Genomic DNA, 20,221 nt, shown 5'->3' on the forward strand with positions numbered 1-20,221 from the left:
AAAAGCGTATCCCTTACCACAACACCGCAATAGTGCGGTCATCATGGTTCCCTGTGGAGAAAAAGTTAAGCCAGTCGCCTAACCTCTCAGGCGCAATACTGGCGTCTGTAAGGACAGGGTTGAGCTCATCAACGAGACGGGTCCATTTTTCGTCACTGCGAAGCCCATTATCCGTCTCAAACAGAGGGTCTGAGACGCCGTCTGTCATGAGGATCAAGTGAGATACATCATTCCATTTACCCACGCTGATGCGGCCGCTAAACGAGGGGTCTGCGATAATGCTCTGGTCAAGGAAACGGGTTTGTCCTGCGTATTCTCCGCTATCGGGATTTCCCAGTATCCTGACTTTACCGGAAGGGCTGTATGCACCTATCGCACCATCACCAAGCCAGAATGCAGCCGCAAACAGCTCGTTATCAGTTCGTAGCGCTACAGTTGCCAGAAGGGTTGTTGAATAGGATTTCACAGGTTGTTCTGCACAAATGGCTTCGTTCTGGATACTGTTGACCGCGAGCGTAGCTGCCTGTTTAAAATGATGAAGCATGGCGTTTATTGTTGCCTGCTGATCGCTCCCTTCCCACGCCGTGATGTGCTGCTTTAAATGGACGCCTTTCACACCACTGAGCTGATTTAAAAGGTAATCGCCAGCCGTTTTGACTGCAATCCGGGAGCCTTCCCGGGAATTTACCGCACTACCGGCTCCGTCTGCGACCAGCATGACAGACCATCCTGTTTCCTGGCAGTGGTTGATGTAGAAGTCGTCATCTCTGAAGCTTCCGGCATGCTCATGAGAGCGTCCCCGGCGACTGGCGGCAGCAATACGTATATCACCCCTGACCAGGCCAGCAGCGTCCAGATGGGACTTAGGGTAGGGAGCGTCTGCTGGTGGCTCTACCACCTTCCACAGGCTTCTCGGATCGGGATTGATTATAAATAGCTGTTTTGTTTCACATTCGTCGTGCGACGTGCATGACCAGATTACTGAAAGCTCTATATCGCCGCTTTCGGTGGGAGTACCTGTCAGCAACTCCTGTTCTTTGTCAAAAGACAGGCCAATGTTCCGGGGAAAGACAACGTCCCTGACAGTAGCCTGCTGGCCCTCACCCAGAACGATAGCAACCGGCGAAGAGAAACGTTCGCCTGCGCGGGCGTTGGGGATCGTTATTTTAGCTCTCGGGGGAACGGCAGGTGGCACAGCTAAGCTGGCCCGCTGCTGGCCTGTCGGTATCTGCCCGGGTTTTAATACCAGGGAAGACAGGTTTTCGTCTTCCCTCTGTGCTGGTTTATCAAATTCGTAATAAGGCATCAGCTTCCAGAACGGAGGATGAGGCTCATTTTCTGGCAGGGGTTGCAGTGCTGATGTATCGGTAGCGTCAATGCCCGGGTTATCAGCAACACTTACGACCGTTTGTTGCTGATCGGAAAGACTGGATGCTGACGAGGCGGCAATCTCTGCGTCGTTATCACCTTCGCTAACCCGCGCAGATAAACCCTGTGCAAGGCTCTCAATCCGCTCTTTAAGCCGCATAATTTCTTCGGTAAGGGATGGGTCCTGCGATAGAAGTAAAAGCCGCTCACCTTCAACAGGGTGGCCCAGCTCAGACAGAACTAAGCGGATAATCTTCTCTTCAAGTAAAGCATTTTGCGACATCAACCTCTCCCTCTGTTTACGTCGAAGTTAGTGTTTCCGCCATCATTGCTGAATGACAGGCCTGTTTCACACCACGGGCAGATCACGTCATCCGGGCCGTCAATACACAGCAACTTTCCGCATGAGCACAGGGCAAACGCACTGGCATTACCGCAGTGGGGGCAACCCGGTACGCCATGCAGTTCGCTGGTATTTACCTGCAAACCGGTAGCGGTGGCATCTGACCACGCAAAATAGTCCTCATCGATGGGATAGCATCCGGCAATATTAAAGCTGTTCAGGTTCAGACTGAAATCGAGCCCGGAAACCCTTGCTGGTGGCCGTTCATACTTCATCAGGTACGGACGACGGGTCTTGCTGCAACGGCCGGTAAGCGTAACGCAGTTTTCGTCGTACGCTTTTACTGGCTCGTCCTTGGCCAGCCGGACTATGTATTCAGTCTGGCTGAGCTCAGGTTGTTTGTCGTCCCCGACGCTGCGGCTGTGCGCCGTAACCGAGGCCGTGATCCATTTGATGAAGCGGGTAAAGTCCCCTTCCTGAGATTCGGTGAACAGCATGACATTCTCTGTCAGTTGCCGCAGGATATTCAGGTCCGCTGACGGCCCCAGGCCAACGGCAATGAGATTCACTTTACTCGCGTAGTGATCCTTCCAGCGCTTCACTTCTGCGGTTGTGTCGTCAGTCGGACGTCCGTCGGTAAGGAGATACACGACGGGTTTCCAGTCGCCTTTAGCCTCATGAGTGGTTTTTCTGACCTGGGTATCAATTTGCACGGTCAGCTCACGCAATGCAGCTCCAAGGCTCGTACCGCCGCCAACGGGAAGGCGGGGAGGGTAGAACGAGGCAATTTCGTGAAGAGGTACAATCGTACGGGCTACACCGGCAAATGCGATTACCGAGACCCAGGCTGTTTCAAGTGCGTGTGGATCCTTTCTTAAATCTCCGACGATCATTTGCAGACCATCAGTCATTTTTTTCAGGTTTTCACCAATCATGGACTCTGAACAGTCCAGGACAAAAAACACGGGAAGGCGTCTCATAATTTTCCTCGTACGGCTGGTACGGCCAGCAGAAAACGTTGCTGTACAGAAAGGTGCTGCCCGGAAACAGCACCTTTCTGTCTGTCAGAGCACCAGCTGGATTTCTGGTGGAGGAGGGGGAAGGGTATCAGTTCCGTTATTAATCCCCGCGCTTGTGCTGCCGGAAGACACGCTGGCCGATACCCATTTAAAGAAACCTGCAAACGCGGTTGAATCTAGCGTCTCCAGAGACACAACCTTATCGGTGAGCTGTTTTAAGTGCTCATGGCCTGCTTTAGGACCAACGGCGCAGGCAATGATGGATCCGAATCCCCGGCCGCGAATCGCTTTTACCGCTTCACCGTACGCCAGGGCATCAGAAGGGGTTCCATCAGTCATCAGGAATACCAGAGGACGCCAGTCTCCTTTGGTATCACCATCTGAGCGACGTACATCCCGTTCAACACACTGCATCAGACATTCAAGGGCAGCACCGGTGAACGTCCCGCCTGCGCTTGGCACAACGATGTCAGAAAACTGGAAGTCTTCCAGCGGCGTGAGAGGAATGAACTCACGCGCCTCATTGTCATAGGTGATAATGGAGATATGAACGCTTTCGAGGGCGTAGGGATCCTGGCGAAGAGCGCTAAGCATCGCCTGAATTCCAACGTTAACGGAATGGATTGACTCACCGCGCATCGAGCCGGATGTGTCGATAACAAGGTAAACAGGCAGGCGGCGCATCACATGTAATTCCTCAGGTGCGAGACAAACGAATCTGATTCTGAAGGCTCACCAATTGCCCTGAGTTTCCAGCCTGTAGCCTCGCGTATCAGCTCGGCAAAGACCATGGAGCGCTGGCTGGCGAAGGCGGGTCCGCCAGAAAGATCGAATCGTGCCATTTCAATATTACGGGCATCTACTGCCCGGATGAAGGCATTCTGAACTTTACCAAAGTGCTGCTGGAGCTTTTCACCATTGTAGATCTGAACGATGAACACAATTTTCTCGTACTGAGCGTCAAGGGAATTCAGGCGCACAATAATTTGCTCATCGTCACCGTCACCGGCTCCGGTTCGGTTATCGCCCGTCAGCCAGATATTGCCTGACTTATGGCGAAGGCTGTTGAAAAAGATGATATCGCCATTCACAAGCGTTGGTTTACCATTTTCCACATTGCCGAGATCGGTCACCTTTCCGGCTGAATTACACAGGAAAGCGATCACATCAAGGTCGTATTCTTCTTCTTTTTTACCAAAGATCCCGCCGAGAAAACCTTTCTTTTCCTCATTAATATCCCAACCGAGGCCGATAGTAACGGACGAGAGATCGTATTCATTTTTTTTCAGGCTTACGCCCTGGCCTTTGCTCAGACTGACAGACATGATATCCCCTTAATCAATAAAATTATAAGACCACATTTACTTCTGGCGGCGGCGGTGGCAGGTCTTCAAGACCGATCACTTCTTTTTTGCTGGACTCCACTTTCTGACTGCCTACCGAAATGCTCGCACTGACCCATTTAAAGAAAGCTTTAATCGTCGAACTGTCAGCTGTATCGAGCTGAACCACGATTTCAGTGATTTCTTTGAGGACGCTGGTATCGGCATCATGCCCGGCTGCACATGCCACAACAACGCCGGTTCTGGCCGCTTTAAAGTCATTCAGGCCTTTACGCCAGTCATCATTCGGACTTCCATCCGTCATCAGGAATACAAGGGGACGCCAGTCACCTTTAGTGTCAGCCGTCGTTTTCTGTACTTCTTTGGCAATGGAGCTGGCCGTGAGGGAAAGCGCTTCGCCAAGAGACGTGGTGCCGCTGGCTGTTAGTGCTGGCATCTGGAAACTCAGGAGGTCTGTCAGGGGGACTGCCTGTCGGGCTGAAGAATCAAAGGTGATCACTGACACGTGAGCCGTTTCGAGTGCATACGGATCCTGTTTCAGCGTGGTAAGCAGCGTCTGAACGCCATTTTTAACCGCTTCGATAGGCTCTCCGTGCATAGAGCCGGACGTGTCGAGTAGCAGATATACGGGTAAGCGTCTCAAATGTAATTCCTTCTTAAGAGATCGGAAGAGGAGAGTAGTTTCAGGAAGAGGCCAGGGTTTGTTGATTTGATAAAACGGCACGACATCTGTCGGGTGGAGATTAAATACTCAGAAGCGGCATTAAAGAAATAAGTTAACCACCATAGAATTACCGACATGTGAATGGCCTCTTATCAACAGAAAAATAATTCAGACCGGACTGGAATATAAGATTTCTGAAAAAACTCGGACAAATAAACTGTCTTATGTATGAAATTCATCATACATCACAGATCTGCATGAATGGAGTGTAAAACGCCCAAAGATTGATGTGTAGCACAAGAGGATGTCAAGACACCAGGTTTTGTAGTCAGTAAGGCGCTGCTGGCATTGCGGGAGGAGAATAGATCAAAACTACGTCACGCCAATACAGAGGTAAAATATGACAAAACCGGGGTTTTCACCCCGGTCTGAGATTTAGCGTCAGGACTTTTTAGCGCTGTATTCTTTTATCAGTTCGTCAACGGAGTGCAGAGCCAGCTTCTCTACCGCTTCACTTCGGGTCGAGCCACTCAGCGCAGCCAGACGGTCAATTTTTCTTAAGATCCGCATGCGTAGCGATAAGGACACGGCTGTTTTTTTATCCTTATCGAGTACGACCTTCCCTGTAGACTCACCGGTTTTCAGTTCAGCATTCTGTGCGAGCGCTTCATTCATCCGGCGAAGGGTCTTTTTATCCAGCTGGCCCGGATTAACGAGATGGTAGGAATGACCTGCCTTGCTGTATTTGATCTCCGCAGAATATGACTCGCGTAGCTCTTTGAGGGCCCGGGTTAATGTCGGCTCTGAGCATTCCAGACTGGTTATAATGTCGGCAGCGGAAACGGGCTTGCCGGTGCCCAGTAAGTTGGCAAGCTTAAAAATCCGGGCCTGTCTGGTATTTAATTGCATCGTAAGATTTAGCCTGCTTAAAGGGTTAGTGGTTCAATAGGCTGAAAAATGAAGGTACTGCTCATCTTTCGAATAACCGGGTGATCGCCTAACGCTTCAACCGGATCAATGTGTTCTATGCCTGCAAAATTTACTGACGACATCTGGCTGCGAGTGCATTTGCAGGACAGGATATACTCATCCTCCAGATAGCCGGTCCGCTTACTGACCCGTTGCGTAAAGCCTGACACAATCACGTTGTCGAAAGGTAGCGTATGTAAAACGATACCGACCAGGCGGAACAAGCAGCCATGGACGTGGCGGGCATAGTTTTCGCGTACGGCTTTTTGCGTCATGGCTTTTTCCGTCAGCTCCGTGCCCCGGGCATTAACGCCGTAAATCTTATCAGGGAAATCTTCAATCTCAGCTAAATCAACGTCCAGCAGGACTGCTGATAGCTCCGGCTTTACTTCAAATGCAACAATCGTTTCACGCGGCCATTCAGTTTCTGCCAGCACACCCGCCAGGTATGATTCGAAAAACGCGGCGTCTGTCCGGAACTGCTGCCGGGCATCTGCCTGAGCCGTGGCGAGCCGTTTTTCATGTTCTTCTGCTTCAAACTTCCAGTTTGCATACTGTTCGGCCCAGGCCGTCCGTTGTTGCTGGTACCGGTGCTGTCGAAGGGTATTCTCACGCTCCACATCAATCAGCTCCTGCTGCCACCGGCGAAGATTTTCGGCGTGGCGCTCAGCTTTAGCTGATTCCGATTCAAACCATTTACCCAGAAAACTAATGCCTTCGCTCTCGGCAGGCTTTTCCGGCAATGCAAGGTAGTCTGGCTTTTCTGGACGCACCGGTGCCGGAACCTGAAAAGGCGACGTTCTGTTATGCAGGTATACTGCTTCCAGCTCTGCCCAGCTGATGCCTGTTTTTGGATCCGGCGTCAGCTCGTGAATATTACGGATTGCGGTTACCGCTGACATGAGTTCAGCGGCTTCCTGCTCAAGCGCCTGTCTGAGCCCCGGGTCGGTTGCCGTCCGGTTTCCACCTCCGGAACGCGCGGCCCGGTCAAGCCGGGTACGGTAACTCAGCCCGGTACCGGGCAAGCCCAGATTGGCATAGGTCCCCCGGCTACCAAAAGAAACGGAAGCACCTCTCGGCCCGACACTCAGGCTCGGTGCACCGTTACTCAGGTTGAGGCGAACGCCAGGAATAATGTTGATCGACTTTCTGAACCTGAACCCCATTATGATTTCCTTAATGATGCTGGGTCACGGTAAGTAATCTGATTCCATCAGCGCTTTGCTCGTTCTGTAACCCATAAAAACGAGCTCTGTCCAGAATGCCAGCCGCCCAGCGGCGATGTGTGGCGGGTTCACACATTGCTCCCTGCGACTTAAACACGGCCTGGGTAGAGTTCAGGATCCGCAGAGCGTCAGAATACTCACCCTGAGTGACCATCAGCGCGTTTTGAATGACCTCTATCTGACCCGGGTGAATGGCCGTTTTCCCAACAAGCCCATGTGCCATATCAAGAGCCAGCTCTCTGGCCATAACGGCATGATCGTCAATATGCTCACATACGGGCGCGGTCAGGGCAAAATCACGCGGGCCGAAGACTGAAACGAGCATTTTGATGACGTAGCCCATCGGGCTGTCATACAGCGTCAGGTCCCGGGGGCGGCGAAGCGACACAACGTTCATAAGATCGTTGCCGCCGATTCGAAGCGCAATAATGCGGTCGTGGCAGGGATGTTCCACCAGGCGAGTGGCCAGCTCGCGCATCTGAACCACGTCAAAGACGTCTTCTGTTTCCAGCGTTGGCATCATGCACAGGTGAGTCCCGCCCATGATATCCCACCATTCAGCTAACGAACTGAGGGTAAATTTCGGCAACACAAACCCATCGACAGCGGAAAGATCATAATGCGCTTTTAACCATCTGCCCATTTCGGCATGCCGAGGGCGAATGAACACCAGAGGCCAGTCATTTTTACCCAGGCTACGCATGCTGTTACTGAGCTCGTGCAGCAGGTGCTCCAGATTTTTGAGGGCGATGGGGATGTCTGCTTCACTGACAGCATCCTCCAGGCAAATCACCAGAGAGCGCAAACCCGGGATTTTCCCGTGCAGGACGGCATCAGCAATATCTTCCCGTGTTGCAGGCATGTATAGCGTGGCTCCCAGATTCCAGGGAGAAAGACGATTTTTCATCAGAGTACCTTCTTGATAATGGTTACAGCCCGATACTGGCCGAGGGTTCCCCCCATTTCTGTAACAACTATTCCCTTTTCACGAGCAAGCCCTACAAGCAAGGCAACGTCCGGGTCGTCAATAGAACGCACAAATACATGGTCCGGTACCCGACGTAATACAGCCCGGGTTGCTTCAGCAATACCGGGTTTAATACGATTGACGCTGTCCACTTTAAATTCATCGGCCAGGAACGCGATAACGTCGCGACTTGTCTGCCATAAGACCCGGGCTGACTCCATATTCCAGCTCAGGGTAGCGAGGGATGACGGGGTTAACTTCTTACGGAAATGGGCGACGGTATCGACAAGCATCCGGCTGCATTCGAATTCACTGAGATGCTCGCAAACCATGCACCCATGTAATCCTTCAGAGGACCATACTGACCGGGAGATCAGGCCTGATACCGGCGCACCCATGATGCCAAAAGGAATGAGCCAGTCATCATCACTGGCTGCAAGCCAGGAGCAGCCACAGGGATCGGCCAGGACAACCAGTCGCGGCTGCTCAGGATAGCCCGGGCGATCTTTCAGTGCGCGTACAAGCTCTCCGGTAATTGCGCCTTTACCTGTCCATCCGTCAACAAAGACAATACCGCTGGTACCATGGCGCTCTTCAATGACGTCGAGGGCTGCACCGTCAATTCCACGATCCCGGATAATGCTGATACCGTAATGCCATGAGGTTTTCCCCATGTCACGCAGGGCCTGGTGCAGCATAACGCCGAGCGGCACGCCAGCTCTGACGAGACTGGCCAGTACAATGGGCTCATCACCGAAGCGTTCGGCCAGAGCAATAGCGAGCTGTGTGACTTCTTTTGCAAGTCTCTCTGCGCCCCGATCCAGCGCCCGGTGAAACAAATCAAGATGCCATTGTGTTGGCGCTGGCTCCTGACTGAGCATGTCCGAATAATGTTTCTTCCCTGACTGAATCAGCTCTTCTTTTTGCTCAACCGGCGTCATCTCAATGACTACCGGCTTTAGCAGAAATTCCACGTCACCGGGCTGGTATGAGCCGGTAAATGTGTCATGTGGCTGCATTTTAATTTTCTCCAAAAATTCGCTGTGAAATGGCATCTGCAAACTGACTCTGACGCGGGATGCCAAACCAGCTGCACAGTTTCATAAAACGATGATCGCTCAGGCTGTCGCCCAGACCAATTACGGGGAAGACTCCGCGTTCAGCCCGAAGTTTTTCAAGAAGCCATCTGACTGCCAGCCCTTTCTCAACCGCGGTGGGAAGCCAGGCCACGTTATTACTGTTGCGGTGGATGTAGAAGCCCTCGGTCGGAAACACCGTTTCTATCTCATCTGCAATGGCATTGAGCTCGTCAAGGCGGGTGCTGTCGCGGTGCTTCATCACCATATAAACCGCCGTTTCACCGTATTCGAAGTTCAGCCTTGCCCAGGCATTGATCCCTTTTGCGTCCATCATTTCAGTGATCAGACGCTGCATCGATGTCAGCTTTTCCTGATAGGGAGCCAGCTGGCCGAGCATATGGGCCTTCCACTCCTCGTCGGGTTTGCCTTCTGGCGTGAGAATGACGGCCCCGTGAGTGGTGATTGCCCAGGAGTGGAAAGGGATCCGTACGCGGCTGATTTCTTCAGTTCCCCGTGCGGTAACGGGTATGAGTTCAGCCTGCTCCAGGAGCCAGTCCACCAACATGGACTGTTCTTCCGTCATAAAGCTTCGTGGATTCAGGGTGCGATCAACGGCACCGGTACGGAATGGCTCCAGGGCCAGCTCGTCCACCATTTTACGACGGGTCTGAAAGAGCGTGTCGTCAAGGTCGCTCAGAACAACGGGTTTATTCATAGGTAACAATCTCCACGACGGCCGCAACCTCAGCCAGCGCTTTAAGAAGCTGCGTGTCAATACTTTCTGCGGGTGTCTCAGTACACACAAGAATGCGGTCAAACTGCTGGTGGGCGACGTTATAGACAAAATTGGGGATGCCCAGCCCGTAGTTATCCGTAAAGGAAATGGCGGACTCAATGGCATAACCAACGGCGATAGGGGAGCGGGTGGTCGATCCATAAAATGCCTGTGCTCCGGCAGCTTCGAGCCGTTCAGCAAGCAGGAACGGCTCCCAGACGAATTCCCCGGTCCCGAGAACCAGAATACGTTCCCCCTTGTGGACGGAGACCTCATGGCCGAGATCGGCCGCAGGTGCGAGCATCCCCAGTCGGCCCCAGGACTGTTTTCCCTGGATGTCCCATTCTCCTCGTGAAGTTACGTTGACTTTCGGCATGTCCGGGACAGGTGCATCAGGTAATGGGGTCCATCCCCACTTACCGCTTACAAGAGAAACCGAAGTGACTGGTAAGGTGCTGCGCTCGGACAAGGCTTTGCCACTCCAGTCGGTAAGCGTAACGGCTATAACCTGTTCAATATGTTGAAGCTTGCCGGTATTACGCAGGGCTGAAAGCAGGTTAATAAAGGTATTACCGGTGGTTGCCTCGTCATCAATCAAAACCAGCGTTCGTGCGTTGGTAACACGACGTCTTTTCTCTTCATCATCTGGCAGATAGATCAGATGATCGGTGGCGTGGCTGTGTTCTTCCTTGAACTCGCAAAGCAACGTGCCATCAACCGGGTGACGGGTAGAGGTCAGATAGACAGATTCAGGATGCTGGTGGCGCACTTCATCAAATACACCGGCCCCAAGCCCAACGGCGGTTTCAGCCATACCGATAAACAGTACGGGTCCTGTCAGTGTCGAGGGGAACTGGCTGGCAAGCTGTCTGTAGGCCTGCCGCATGACTGAGGGTGGCACGGGAATGTGCCTGCCGAGTACTTTGCTGACAAACAGAAAGGCGCGTTTCGGGTTACGTCTTTCAGCGATGTCAAACAGGTCATCGAGCGAAACTTCACCCTGGTCGCGGGTTACCTGAATCGTACCGCATGAGAGGGTACGGCGATAAATCATATCTTCGAGGATATCAGACATAAATACGCCTTAATTCAGAAGGTTAGAGAGTGATTCCGGGTATGCAATTACATCCGTAATGGATCTCACCGCAACCGGAGAAAAGGTGTTTTTAGCGCTCTGGCGCACCATATCTTCAGACATCAGACCGAGCTTAAAGGCAGCAAATAACCCAGGAAGGTTCACCCCGCTGTGAAGGGTATAACCCACCCCCCCTGACGGACGCATGTTGGTTTCAAGCAGCACCGGGTTGCCATTCACATCGTTTCGCGTCTGAACATTCACCAGCCCGTCGGCCTTCATAACCCTGGCGCAGTCACACGCCAGTTCCCAGGCGCTTCCTTCGTTTACCAGATACTGGATAACCCCTTCCTTACGGCGTCCCACGGCTGCGAGTATTTCGCCCTTATCCGCGAGGATATCGACGGAAAATTCCGGGCCTGGCAGGTACGGCATCAAAACAAGGGGTTTAAACGACTCAGCAGCTGATGCTGCTGCAATATACTGTTGCGGACTGACCAGACGATGTTCGGGATGATTAAAGACGGCCATAGGCGAAGCACTGTCATCAAAGCGCCAGAATCCCATGCCATAGATACCCGTCACCGGCTTCACGCATACCGGGCTGTCAGTGAACGGCGGGGCCGCGAGGTGTGTTTTTAATTCTGCCAGCGTATTCACCCGCCAGGATGGTACGACCGGGAGACCCTTTTGCTCCATAAACTGAGCAAAAGTAACTTTTTCGTCAGCCAGAGTTAACCAGTCGACGCCCGTTGCACCGGTAGTAAGGGTGGCACCGGTCGATTCAATGGCTGAACGGTGTTCTTCAAACCACTGGCTGTTACGGCCAGTATGAATATGGTGGATGCCGTAGGACTGAATGGTTTCCTGGATAAACTGAAGACGTTTTTGAGGATCTTCAGGTTCAGTCAAAGAATAGTCGGCAACGGAAAGGATTTCATTTCTTTCGTTACGGTGGGAGGCAAAAACGGTAATGGCAAAATTATTTTTTTTTGCAAATGATTTTACCCCCTGAATAATATCTCGCTGGGAGGATAAACCTTCCATAAACCAAATTTTCTTGTTCATTTTTTTTAATTATCCGGAACGCCATGCAAATTTATGATTGAGAAGTGAGTCTATGAGTGTCTAAGCTACATGTCAATCATAATATGATTAATAACTCCTGTGGTTATGGAGTGCGTCAGGTTTTTTGGATTCCTGATAACACATTGATATTTAAATTAAACTTAGAAAATTAACACCCTGAAAAGGATTTCTTTTTGTGTTTTTACAGAAAACTACCAAAATTTCCCTTGTCAGAGAACTTCATCATGATATGATTTTCTTCGTCAGTTACTAAATATACCTTTGATTGTCTCGGTCATTACCATTTTAAGGAATAAAACATGGTTTCATTAGTTAAGAACCAGACGGTATCACTCAGCAAAGAATCATCTGCATTAAGCCAGCTTCATTTCGGTCTCGGTTGGGATCCGGTTAAGAAAAAAGGTCTTCTTGGAGGATTGTTTGGAGGCAACGACTCAATCGATCTCGATGCTGGCTGCGTATTAATGGACAGCACCGGTAAAACAATTGACACCATCTGGTTCCGCAAACTGGAATCCACCTGCGGCGCTGTTGTGCACAGTGGCGATAACCTGACCGGTGAAGGTGACGGTGACGATGAGGTGATTAATGTCAACCTCTCCCGACTGCCTGCAAACGTTGAATACCTGGCGTTTACGGTAAACAGCTTCCGTGGTCAGTCGTTCAATGACGTCGAAAACGCGTTCTGCCGCGTTGTCGATCAAACCGGCAAAGAGCTGGCTCGCTACAAGCTGACTGAGCAGGGCTCACATACCGGGATCGTTATTTCTTCGCTGCGCCGTAATAACGGCAACTGGGACTTTACCGCCCTTGGCCATGCCTGTCGCGGCCGCACAATTGACGATATGCACTCCGATATCGTTTCAGCGGTTATTCGCTAATGAACCTGACGCCGGGGGGCAATGCCCCCGTTCCAGCCCAGGAGTTGCGGGTCCGGATCACCTCGGGCGGCCAGGTGGATGCTTCGGCGTTTCGCCTGTATGCCGACGGGAAGGTGCAGGGTGATGCGGACATGGTGTTTTATGGTCAGCCACGTAACGATGATGGTACCGTCAGCCTGGTCAGTGAAGGCCAGTACTCAACCTTTACTGTCGCGCTCAACCGGCTGAAACCTGATGTCCAGAAAATTGCGTTCACCGTGACCTGTGACGGTGGGCAGACGGCGTCCGGTCTTCGTAATCTTTCCATCGACGTGGAGCAAGGGGCTACCGGCCTGGTTAGCGGCAGTGTCGAACTGAGCGGCCGTCAGGAAGCAGCCTTAATTCTGGGTGAATTTTACCGTCGTAATAATGACTGGAAATTCCGCTTCGTTGCGCAGGGGTTCAACGGTGGACTTAAACCGCTGGCAGAGCATTTCGGCGTAAATATTGCCGACGAACCGGCTCCCGCAGCCCCGACTCCTCCGGTTGTAACCCCTCCGCCAGTTGAGACAAAAATCAGCCTGAGCAAGGTATCGCTGACAAAAGAGAAGCCTGCAATCAGCCTGACCAAACGGGATAACTTCGGTGAAATCCGGATCAACCTGAACTGGCACCGGGGCAGCGGCAAATCAGGCTTTGCAGGCATGTTCGGCTCCAAAGGAATCGACCTGGATCTGGGGGCCTTTGTTGAGCTTCAGGACGGGTATAAATCGGTCATTCAGGCGCTCGGTAATGCATTCGGTGATTATCGCGATGAACCGTATGTTCAGCTCAAGGGCGATGACCGGACGGGTGATGTATCAGACGGCGAGTGGCTGCATATCAATGGACGTGAATGGAAGCATATCCGCGAAGTGCTGATTTACGCCTTTATTTATGAAGGTGTTCCCAGCTGGGACAAGACTGATGGTGTGGTCACCATTCATGTGCCGGATCAACCGCCCATTGAGACCCGCCTGACCGAAGGTGAAAACCGTCGCACATTGTGCGCCATTGCCAGACTCGTAAACGAAAACGGCGCAATTAAAGTCGAGCGAATTAACCAGTACTTCAAAGGCCAGGACGAAATGGACCGGGCATTTGGCTGGGGATTTCGCTGGAGCGCCGGTTCTAAATAACACAGCAACAAAGGAAACAGGTATGAGCTTTTTCGACAAAGTTAAAGGTGCCATTAACTCAGGCCGTGACGAACTGACCCGCCAGGTTGGCCGTTTCAAAAACAAAAAATTCATGCAGGGCACCGTTGCTGTATGTGCCCGTATTGCCGTATCGAGTGACGGCGTAAGTTCGGAAGAAAAGCAGAAAATGATGGGCTTTCTGCGCTCTTCAGAAGAGCTGAAGGTCTTCGATACCAATGAGGTGATTGAGTTCTTCAATAAACTGGTTTCAAGCTTCGATTTCGATGTTGAAATCGGCAAGGGCGAAACCATGAAATACATCCTGGCGCTGAAAGATCAGCCTGAGGCCGCTCAGCTGGCCTTACGTGTTGGTATTGCCGTTGCGAAAAGTGACGGTAACTTCGATCAGGACGAGAAACTGGCCTCCCGCGAGATCGCTATCGCGTTGGGCTTCGACCCGGCTGAATTTGGCCTCTGATCCACATCCCTAAGGGTAAAATATGGTTTCCACACACATCGGCTTCCCGACTGAAACGGTCATTGTTTTTATTGCGCTTTCAGTCGGTGCCATCTTTATTGACCTGTTTATGCACCGTGATGACAAGCCTATTTCGCTGAAGAGTGCGGCGCTCTGGTCCGTATTCTGGGTTGTGGTTGCGATGGCATTTGCCGGTTTCCTCTATATCCACCACGGTGCTGAGGTTGCCAGTCTGTTTGTCACGGGTTATGCGCTGGAGAAAGTGCTGTCGGTCGATAACCTGTTCGTCATGATGGCCATCTTCTCCTGGTTCGCCGTTCCGGATCGTTATCGCCACCGTGTTCTCTACTGGGGGATCATTGGTGCCATTGTCTTCAGGGGCATCTTTGTCGCCATCGGTACGAGCCTGCTGAGTCTGGGGCCGTATGTTGAAGTTGTCTTCGCTATTATCGTTGCCTGGACAGCGGTCATGATGCTTAAAAGCGGTGATGACGATGATGAAATTGAGGATTACTCCCAGCATCTGGCTTACCGCATGGTTAAACGCTTCTTCCCTATCTGGCCGAAGCTCAGAGGGCATGCCTTCCTGCTTAACCAGAAGGAAGTGGATGCTGAACTGGCGAAACCAGAAAACAGCGATGTCACCATTGGCCGTGGTAAAAAAGCGGCGCTGTATGCGACCCCGCTGTTCCTGTGTGTGGCTGTGGTTGAACTCTCGGACGTAATGTTCGCGTTTGACTCGGTACCGGCAATCATTGCCGTCAGTCGTGAACCGCTTATCGTCTATAGTGCCATGATGTTTGCTATCCTGGGCCTGCGTACTCTGTACTTTGTCCTTGAGGCACTGAAACAGTACCTGGTTCATCTGGAGAAGGCCGTTATCGTGCTGCTGTTCTTCATCGCGGCAAAACTCGGCCTGAATGCGACCGATCACATCTGGCATCATGGTTACAGCATCGCGGCAACAACCAGCCTGTATGTTGTACTGGGTGTACTGGCGCTGGGCATTCTCGCAAGCGTCATGTTCCCGGGCAAACCTGAATCTGAGGAAAAGGGGAGTTAATCCCCTTAAGTGTTAACCTGAACAATTACTAATCGAAGAGGTTATTTTATGAGTGTTTCTCTTTCCAAAGGCGGGAACGTCTCCCTAAGTAAAGCAGCTCCGTCAATGAAAAACGTCCTGGTGGGCCTTGGCTGGGATGCGCGTTCAACAGACGGTCAGGACTTTGACCTGGATGCTTCAGCATTCCTGCTGGCCTCAAACGGCAAAGTGCGCGGCGATTCAGATTTCATCTTCTATAACAACCTGACGTCATCCGACGGTTCCGTAACGCACACCGGCGATAACCGCACCGGTGAGGGCGATGGTGATGATGAATCGCTGAAAATTAAACTGGACGCCGTCCCGTCTGAAGTTGACAAGATCATCTTCGTTGTGACCATCCACGATGCTCAGGCTCGTCGCCAGAGCTTTGGTCAGGTATCCGGTGCGTTTATTCGTCTGGTTAATGACGATAACCAGACTGAAGTTGCTCGCTACGATCTGACCGAAGATGCGTCCACTGAGACTGCCATGCTGTTCGGCGAGCTGTATCGCCACAATGGTGAGTGGAAATTCCGCGCAGTAGGTCAGGGTTATGCTGGTGGTCTGGCATCTGTATGTGCTCAGTACGGCATTAACGCGTCCTGATCAAAAAGTAACTTTTCTACCCGGGGCTGTTAATGCAGCCCTCATTCAACTGTTTGCAGGAGCTAAAAATGGCAGTTTCTCTCGTAAAAGGCGGCAATGTATCTCTGACCAAAGAAGCACCAACCATGAATGTTGCTATGGTTGGCCTAGGCTGGGATGCCCGTGTAACCGATGGTCAGGGTTTTGACCTGGACGCTTCCGTGTTCGCAGTAGGCGAAGACGGTAAAGTGTTGTCAGATGCGCATTTCATTTTCTTCAATAACAAAACCAGCCCTGATGGCGCGGTAGAGCACCAGGGCGACAACCGTACCGGTGAAGGCGACGGCGACGATGAGCAGGTCAAAATCGATCTGACCAAAGTCTCAGCAGATATCAAAAAACTGGTGTTTGCCGTTACCATCTATGATGCAGAAGCGCGTAAACAAAACTTCGGCATGGTGAGCAACAGCTTCATGCGCGTTTACAACAACGACAACGGCACGGAAATTGCCCGTTTCGATCTGTCTGAAGATGCCTCAACCGAAACCGCTATGGTCTTCGGTGAACTGTATCGTCATGGCGCTGAGTGGAAGTTTAAAGCTGTCGGTCAGGGCTTTGCCGGTGGCCTGGCGGCTCTTGCCTCCCAGCACGGCGTTAACATCTAAAATAACGCTGAATCATACCCCGGCAATGCCGGGGTTTTTTTTGGTTGCGATCCGCTATCAGGAGGGGGGGGGCAGAAAGGGTTCGGGAATCTCAGAAAGCAGAGAGATGTTAATTCTGACGTGAGCCTTTTAAAGGCAGGAAACGGATTTTTCTCTGGTTGCTGGTTAAAGCCTGTATTCCGTGCCTTATATCAACAGCATGCCCCTCTGATATATGTTACGTTTGCGACTTATGAAGGCACGGGTTCTGGAAGATAAAATACCCGACCAATGGAAATTCCAATTCAACAGGTATAGAAACTTCAACGTGATGAAATATGGTGTCACACCATATATACGCCTCACCAGAAATCCAGCGTCCTGAACTAAGCCAGGGGAACCTATATAAACGCTGCGCTTTAAAATAATCAAAAATCAGGAGAGTTAATGTGAATCTACAATCCGGACAAAACATACCACTTCAGCAATCTGCGATCAGGCTGAATCTTCAGTACCCTACCAAATCCGGCTTTAAAGGCGAACCCGATACCTGCCTGTTCCTGCTTAATGCTCAGGGAAAGGTCAGCGGCGATTCTGACTTTATCTTTTACAATAATCTGTCTTCTCCTGAAGGGGCAGTAAAGCTCGTTACCGGTTCTCAGCAGTCCAGCATTGAGATAGCACTGGATCGTGTTCCTGCGAACATCAGTAAAATTGCAATCACAGTTGTCATTGATGGTGAAGATACCATCAGTGGGCTCAGTTCGTTGAGCATGCAGGCTCAAGGAATCGCTGAGTTCCAGGCTGAGACTCAGGGCCGCAGTGAGAAAGCAATTATCCTGGGTGAAGTATATCGGCACAATGGCGCCTGGAAGCTTCGTGCGCTCGGGCAGGGTTTCAACGGTGGTCTTGAGCCTCTGGCCATTAGCTATGGCGTTGATGTCGCACAGCCAGCTCCGCAGCCAGCAAAGCCTGCTCGTATCAGTCTGGAAAAGAAACTGGAAACCAGATCTCCGCGCCTTGTAAGCCTCGCTAAAAAAGCCTCGGTCAGTCTTACTAAAAATAAACTGGACACCCTTGAGGCAGCGGTTGCATTTGTACTTGACGCATCCGGCTCAATGAGTGGCCAGTTCAGTAAGGGTAACGTTCAGTCTGTGCTGGACCGCATCGCCGTTCTTGCCGCCCAGTTCGACGACGACGGTGAAATGGATGTCTGGGGATTTGGAGAGAAGCATAAGAAGTATCCAAACGTCACACTGGACAACCTGGACACATATATTCAGTCCATTCGCGGGGCTGGAAAGCGTTCAGCCTGGGAGAACCTGCCGGGCCTCGGAGGGACAAACAACGAGCCTCCTGTGATGGAAGAAATAGTCGACTACTTTAAGGACTCGAAAATCCCGGTGTATGTTGTATTTATTACCGATGGCGGGATCAGCAAGACCCGGGCGATTAAAGATGCAATCCGGCGTTCTGCCAACTACCCCATCTTCTGGAAGTTTGTCGGCCTGGGTGGTTCAAGCTACGGTATCCTCAAAAATCTGGATGACTTTACTGACCGCCGGGTTGATAACACCCACTTCTTTGCCATGGATGATTTCGGTTCGATTAGCGATGAAAAGTTATATGATAATCTACTGGAAGAATTCAGACCGTGGATCGATGAAACAAAAAGGTTAGGCATCCTTTAATACGCACAGTTTGAGCTTGGTTGAATGAGCTCTACAGCAGCTTAATACTGTAGAGCCTTTGTTCATTGGAAATCGTACAGGGAGGCGCATATGGACCGCATCAAGTACCTGAAATGGATAGCTGAAGAATCACCAAGTACGGCTCAGCAGCTGGTGGCCTGGTTAAACAGAGCAAGGCACTATACGCCCGACATGAAAGAGCATCAGGCAGGTGTACAGATTCAAGAAAAGGGGATTGTTGTAGGGCTTAGACAAAGTACTAATCGTTATCATGGAGATTGTCTGACCATACATGTGGTACGGCTTCCGGAAGAAATACAAAACAAGGGATGGTTTAAGTCTTTTCTGAAGCTTTGCTGTGAATCGAATCCCTGGTGCGATGTTGTAATAGAAGACGTGAAAAACCCATATTTATTAAGCTTTTGTAAGAAACTAAACTTTACTGTATTAGATGAATTTTACCCGAATACTTACATAGTAAACACAGATGCCATTATGAGTTTACCTATCCCACCCTTAGGGAGATACGAAACCTATCTTTATTAAACCTGCGAACCTTTACCGGTTGCGTGGGGAGCGGATGGACTTCGGCTAAAGAAAAATCACATCGTCTATTTTGACCAGAAAAAGCTAATCTGCTTGATGTAATGCAGAAACGCATTACATTAATATCTTCTCCCAACAATCACCTGAACAATTCCCTGATTGCTTTTCACCTCATACCAGTGCTGGCTCATAGTTAGTCCTTAAGCAAATTTGTTATCGGAATAAAGAACGAAGCCAGCCTCATCGAGGCGCATAACCTTCTTCCCTTAACGCCTGTTGTAATTTTTCAATTGCGCTTTTCATTACCCAGGCTTCTTCGTCACTCACAGCACAGCCACGAAGATCGCTCCAGCTCAGACGTTTAACTAATTGAGCAAGGGCCATAGTTTCATTCTCATCAAGCTGCAAACTCAGTGTCTCAATACCTTCCACTATCTAACCTCCCTTATACTGAAAAATGGCGCTTTATTTCTGACCAGATGCCGAAGCCTTGAATGCGGCCGGAACTGCCGTTGTTTCTACTTTACAGAAATGGAATTAAAAAGTGGTGGTGCTGGGCACGTTTCTTTTCCAGTCGGGGTTTAAGCCAGAGCCGAAACTCATTCAACTTCTCAGCAGCCAAAACCGCTTCAACGGGGAAAACTTTATATTTACCCTGCTGCTGAGGTTCACCCAACCATCGCCTGATGGCTCCGTCAGTCCATAAACGAGTCTCTTTGAGCCTGGTTACAGTGACCCATTTCCTGGACCATTCATCAAATTGTCGCTGGCGATCCCGATAACGTTGTTCTTCCTGCTGACGAAGCCAGTCACGATCAACAGCGAATTTTCGGTATCCAACAAAGAGCCCTTGTACTTTGGCCATGACAACATTCCGGTTTGCTTAGAACTGTTCAGACAGACATGTCAGGGATAAAGCTGAAGAAAAAGGTACAACGAAGAATAACCAAGACATAGGCCTGCCGGGTAAGTGGTGCGGTGCACAGGACTGTCGGAAAGTACGCTCAGAGAGGGTCGTTTAAGCATGATGCACCACCGCCAGCCAGCCTTAATAATGGTAATGTACCACTGGGTTACCAGACAGACCAGTAACGCATCAAACATAAAACTGTTTTTTAAAAAACGTCAGGAACGTAGCCTGACCTTTTAACCAGTGGTGTAAAAAACATACAGATTGCTCTGAGGTATGAGGTTCAGCAACTAGCCTTGTCGACGCAGAAACATTAAGTAATCAATAG

The 20,221-nt window shown here is 50.8% G+C and carries 22 protein-coding genes; 8 read left to right on the top strand and 14 right to left on the bottom strand.

What is annotated here, in order from left to right:
• Positions 1 to 13 precede the first annotated feature (13 nt).
• The 12 genes from ACOTZP_RS17065 to ACOTZP_RS17120 form a co-directional block, all read right to left on the bottom strand.
• Positions 14 to 1,651, bottom strand: a complete 1,638-nt coding sequence (locus ACOTZP_RS17065) for a PP2C family serine/threonine-protein phosphatase (RefSeq protein ID WP_000081059.1) — start codon at positions 1,649 to 1,651, stop codon at positions 14 to 16.
• Positions 1,651 to 2,691, bottom strand: coding sequence for a TerY-C metal binding domain-containing protein (locus ACOTZP_RS17070; protein WP_001253656.1), 1,041 nt, complete (start codon positions 2,689 to 2,691; stop codon positions 1,651 to 1,653). Before ACOTZP_RS17070 ends, ACOTZP_RS17065 begins: the two co-directional genes overlap by 1 nt.
• 84 nt (positions 2,692 to 2,775) lie before the next feature.
• Positions 2,776 to 3,414 carry a vWA domain-containing protein gene (locus ACOTZP_RS17075; RefSeq protein ID WP_001253658.1) on the bottom strand — a complete coding sequence of 213 codons (639 nt, stop codon included), beginning with the start codon at positions 3,412 to 3,414 and terminating at the stop codon, positions 2,776 to 2,778.
• Positions 3,414 to 4,055 (bottom strand): TerD family protein, encoded by a 642-nt coding sequence (locus ACOTZP_RS17080; protein ID WP_000116681.1) that lies wholly within the window; start codon positions 4,053 to 4,055, stop codon positions 3,414 to 3,416. The genes ACOTZP_RS17075 and ACOTZP_RS17080 overlap by 1 nt, the downstream gene beginning before the upstream one ends.
• Before the next feature lie 22 nt (positions 4,056 to 4,077).
• Positions 4,078 to 4,716 (bottom strand): vWA domain-containing protein, encoded by a 639-nt coding sequence (locus tag ACOTZP_RS17085; RefSeq protein ID WP_001253657.1) that lies wholly within the window; start codon positions 4,714 to 4,716, stop codon positions 4,078 to 4,080.
• Between the two features lie 462 nt (positions 4,717 to 5,178).
• The gene (gene terW, locus ACOTZP_RS17090) at positions 5,179 to 5,646 is read right to left on the bottom strand and encodes a tellurium resistance protein TerW (protein WP_001176767.1); all 468 of its coding nucleotides are present in this window, start codon (positions 5,644 to 5,646) and stop codon (positions 5,179 to 5,181) included.
• Positions 5,647 to 5,663: 17 nt separating this feature from the next.
• Positions 5,664 to 6,872: a DUF4236 domain-containing protein gene (locus ACOTZP_RS17095; protein WP_011152964.1), complete on the bottom strand. Its 1,209-nt coding sequence runs from the start codon at positions 6,870 to 6,872 to the stop codon at positions 5,664 to 5,666.
• Positions 6,873 to 6,882: 10 nt separating this feature from the next.
• Positions 6,883 to 7,839 (bottom strand): HpcH/HpaI aldolase/citrate lyase family protein, encoded by a 957-nt coding sequence (locus tag ACOTZP_RS17100; RefSeq protein ID WP_011152965.1) that lies wholly within the window; start codon positions 7,837 to 7,839, stop codon positions 6,883 to 6,885.
• Positions 7,839 to 8,918, bottom strand: coding sequence for a cysteine protease StiP family protein (locus ACOTZP_RS17105; protein WP_001585166.1), 1,080 nt, complete (start codon positions 8,916 to 8,918; stop codon positions 7,839 to 7,841). The genes ACOTZP_RS17100 and ACOTZP_RS17105 overlap by 1 nt, the downstream gene beginning before the upstream one ends.
• A 1-nt stretch (position 8,919) precedes the next feature.
• Positions 8,920 to 9,693: a hypothetical protein gene (locus ACOTZP_RS17110; RefSeq protein ID WP_001040058.1), complete on the bottom strand. Its 774-nt coding sequence runs from the start codon at positions 9,691 to 9,693 to the stop codon at positions 8,920 to 8,922.
• Entirely contained in the window at positions 9,686 to 10,828 is a 1,143-nt protein-coding gene (locus ACOTZP_RS17115) for a phosphoribosyltransferase domain-containing protein (protein WP_001280115.1), read from the bottom strand. Before ACOTZP_RS17115 ends, ACOTZP_RS17110 begins: the two co-directional genes overlap by 8 nt.
• 9 nt (positions 10,829 to 10,837) lie before the next feature.
• Entirely contained in the window at positions 10,838 to 11,896 is a 1,059-nt protein-coding gene (locus tag ACOTZP_RS17120) for an ATP-grasp domain-containing protein (protein WP_012695441.1), read from the bottom strand.
• Between the two features lie 320 nt (positions 11,897 to 12,216).
• On the opposite strand from ACOTZP_RS17120, the gene ACOTZP_RS17125 reads away from it, so the two are divergent.
• The 8 genes from ACOTZP_RS17125 (at position 12,217) to ACOTZP_RS17160 (ending at position 18,983) form a co-directional block, all read left to right on the top strand.
• Positions 12,217 to 12,798, top strand: a complete 582-nt coding sequence (locus tag ACOTZP_RS17125; RefSeq protein WP_000254137.1) for a tellurium resistance-associated protein TerZ — start codon at positions 12,217 to 12,219, stop codon at positions 12,796 to 12,798.
• Positions 12,798 to 13,955, top strand: coding sequence for a TerD family protein (locus ACOTZP_RS17130; protein WP_044704557.1), 1,158 nt, complete (start codon positions 12,798 to 12,800; stop codon positions 13,953 to 13,955). Before ACOTZP_RS17125 ends, ACOTZP_RS17130 begins: the two co-directional genes overlap by 1 nt.
• Before the next feature lie 22 nt (positions 13,956 to 13,977).
• Positions 13,978 to 14,433 (top strand): tellurite resistance TerB family protein, encoded by a 456-nt coding sequence (locus ACOTZP_RS17135; protein ID WP_000007449.1) that lies wholly within the window; start codon positions 13,978 to 13,980, stop codon positions 14,431 to 14,433.
• A gap of 22 nt (positions 14,434 to 14,455) precedes the next feature.
• Entirely contained in the window at positions 14,456 to 15,496 is a 1,041-nt protein-coding gene (terC, locus tag ACOTZP_RS17140; protein ID WP_000255079.1) for a tellurium resistance membrane protein TerC, read from the top strand.
• A gap of 48 nt (positions 15,497 to 15,544) precedes the next feature.
• Complete coding sequence (gene terD / locus ACOTZP_RS17145) at positions 15,545 to 16,123, top strand: tellurium resistance membrane protein TerD (protein WP_000116680.1); 579 nt, start codon at positions 15,545 to 15,547, stop codon at positions 16,121 to 16,123.
• 68 nt (positions 16,124 to 16,191) lie between these two features.
• On the top strand, positions 16,192 to 16,767 hold the full coding sequence (locus tag ACOTZP_RS17150) for a TerD family protein (protein ID WP_000301247.1): 576 nt from the start codon (positions 16,192 to 16,194) through the stop codon (positions 16,765 to 16,767).
• 428 nt (positions 16,768 to 17,195) lie between these two features.
• On the top strand, positions 17,196 to 18,437 hold the full coding sequence (locus ACOTZP_RS17155; protein ID WP_001053340.1) for a vWA domain-containing protein: 1,242 nt from the start codon (positions 17,196 to 17,198) through the stop codon (positions 18,435 to 18,437).
• A 90-nt stretch (positions 18,438 to 18,527) separates the two neighbouring features.
• A complete protein-coding gene (locus tag ACOTZP_RS17160; protein ID WP_000374058.1) occupies positions 18,528 to 18,983 on the top strand; it encodes a hypothetical protein in 456 nt (151 codons plus the stop codon).
• Positions 18,984 to 19,223: 240 nt separating this feature from the next.
• Here the strand turns inward: ACOTZP_RS17160 and ACOTZP_RS17165 are convergent, their stop codons facing one another.
• Positions 19,224 to 19,415 (bottom strand): DUF7706 family protein, encoded by a 192-nt coding sequence (locus ACOTZP_RS17165; protein WP_000398479.1) that lies wholly within the window; start codon positions 19,413 to 19,415, stop codon positions 19,224 to 19,226.
• A 91-nt stretch (positions 19,416 to 19,506) separates the two neighbouring features.
• Positions 19,507 to 19,848, bottom strand: a complete 342-nt coding sequence (locus ACOTZP_RS17170) for a hypothetical protein (RefSeq protein ID WP_001151572.1) — start codon at positions 19,846 to 19,848, stop codon at positions 19,507 to 19,509.
• Between the last annotated feature and the right edge of the window lie 373 nt (positions 19,849 to 20,221).

Source organism: Enterobacter cloacae complex sp. SYL001, assembly GCF_049237025.1.
Taxonomy (GTDB): domain Bacteria; phylum Pseudomonadota; class Gammaproteobacteria; order Enterobacterales; family Enterobacteriaceae; genus Enterobacter; species Enterobacter intestinihominis.

What these genes read in the sequence shown, in the direction of transcription:
- ACOTZP_RS17065 (WP_000081059.1), bottom strand. Translation starts at nt 1,651, where the DNA reads ATGTCGCAAAATGCTTTACTTGAAGAGAAGATTATCCGCTTAGTTCTG.
- ACOTZP_RS17070 (WP_001253656.1), bottom strand. Translation starts at nt 2,691, where the DNA reads ATGAGACGCCTTCCCGTGTTTTTTGTCCTGGACTGTTCAGAGTCCATG.
- ACOTZP_RS17075 (WP_001253658.1), bottom strand. Translation starts at nt 3,414, where the DNA reads ATGCGCCGCCTGCCTGTTTACCTTGTTATCGACACATCCGGCTCGATG.
- ACOTZP_RS17080 (WP_000116681.1), bottom strand. Translation starts at nt 4,055, where the DNA reads ATGTCTGTCAGTCTGAGCAAAGGCCAGGGCGTAAGCCTGAAAAAAAAT.
- terW (WP_001176767.1), bottom strand. Translation starts at nt 5,646, where the DNA reads ATGCAATTAAATACCAGACAGGCCCGGATTTTTAAGCTTGCCAACTTA.
- ACOTZP_RS17095 (WP_011152964.1), bottom strand. Translation starts at nt 6,872, where the DNA reads ATGGGGTTCAGGTTCAGAAAGTCGATCAACATTATTCCTGGCGTTCGC.
- ACOTZP_RS17100 (WP_011152965.1), bottom strand. Translation starts at nt 7,839, where the DNA reads ATGAAAAATCGTCTTTCTCCCTGGAATCTGGGAGCCACGCTATACATG.
- ACOTZP_RS17105 (WP_001585166.1), bottom strand. Translation starts at nt 8,918, where the DNA reads ATGCAGCCACATGACACATTTACCGGCTCATACCAGCCCGGTGACGTG.
- ACOTZP_RS17110 (WP_001040058.1), bottom strand. Translation starts at nt 9,693, where the DNA reads ATGAATAAACCCGTTGTTCTGAGCGACCTTGACGACACGCTCTTTCAG.
- ACOTZP_RS17115 (WP_001280115.1), bottom strand. Translation starts at nt 10,828, where the DNA reads ATGTCTGATATCCTCGAAGATATGATTTATCGCCGTACCCTCTCATGC.
- ACOTZP_RS17120 (WP_012695441.1), bottom strand. Translation starts at nt 11,896, where the DNA reads ATGAACAAGAAAATTTGGTTTATGGAAGGTTTATCCTCCCAGCGAGAT.
- ACOTZP_RS17125 (WP_000254137.1), top strand. Translation starts at nt 12,217, where the DNA reads ATGGTTTCATTAGTTAAGAACCAGACGGTATCACTCAGCAAAGAATCA.
- ACOTZP_RS17130 (WP_044704557.1), top strand. Translation starts at nt 12,798, where the DNA reads ATGAACCTGACGCCGGGGGGCAATGCCCCCGTTCCAGCCCAGGAGTTG.
- ACOTZP_RS17135 (WP_000007449.1), top strand. Translation starts at nt 13,978, where the DNA reads ATGAGCTTTTTCGACAAAGTTAAAGGTGCCATTAACTCAGGCCGTGAC.
- terC (WP_000255079.1), top strand. Translation starts at nt 14,456, where the DNA reads ATGGTTTCCACACACATCGGCTTCCCGACTGAAACGGTCATTGTTTTT.
- terD (WP_000116680.1), top strand. Translation starts at nt 15,545, where the DNA reads ATGAGTGTTTCTCTTTCCAAAGGCGGGAACGTCTCCCTAAGTAAAGCA.
- ACOTZP_RS17150 (WP_000301247.1), top strand. Translation starts at nt 16,192, where the DNA reads ATGGCAGTTTCTCTCGTAAAAGGCGGCAATGTATCTCTGACCAAAGAA.
- ACOTZP_RS17160 (WP_000374058.1), top strand. Translation starts at nt 18,528, where the DNA reads ATGGACCGCATCAAGTACCTGAAATGGATAGCTGAAGAATCACCAAGT.
- ACOTZP_RS17170 (WP_001151572.1), bottom strand. Translation starts at nt 19,848, where the DNA reads ATGGCCAAAGTACAAGGGCTCTTTGTTGGATACCGAAAATTCGCTGTT.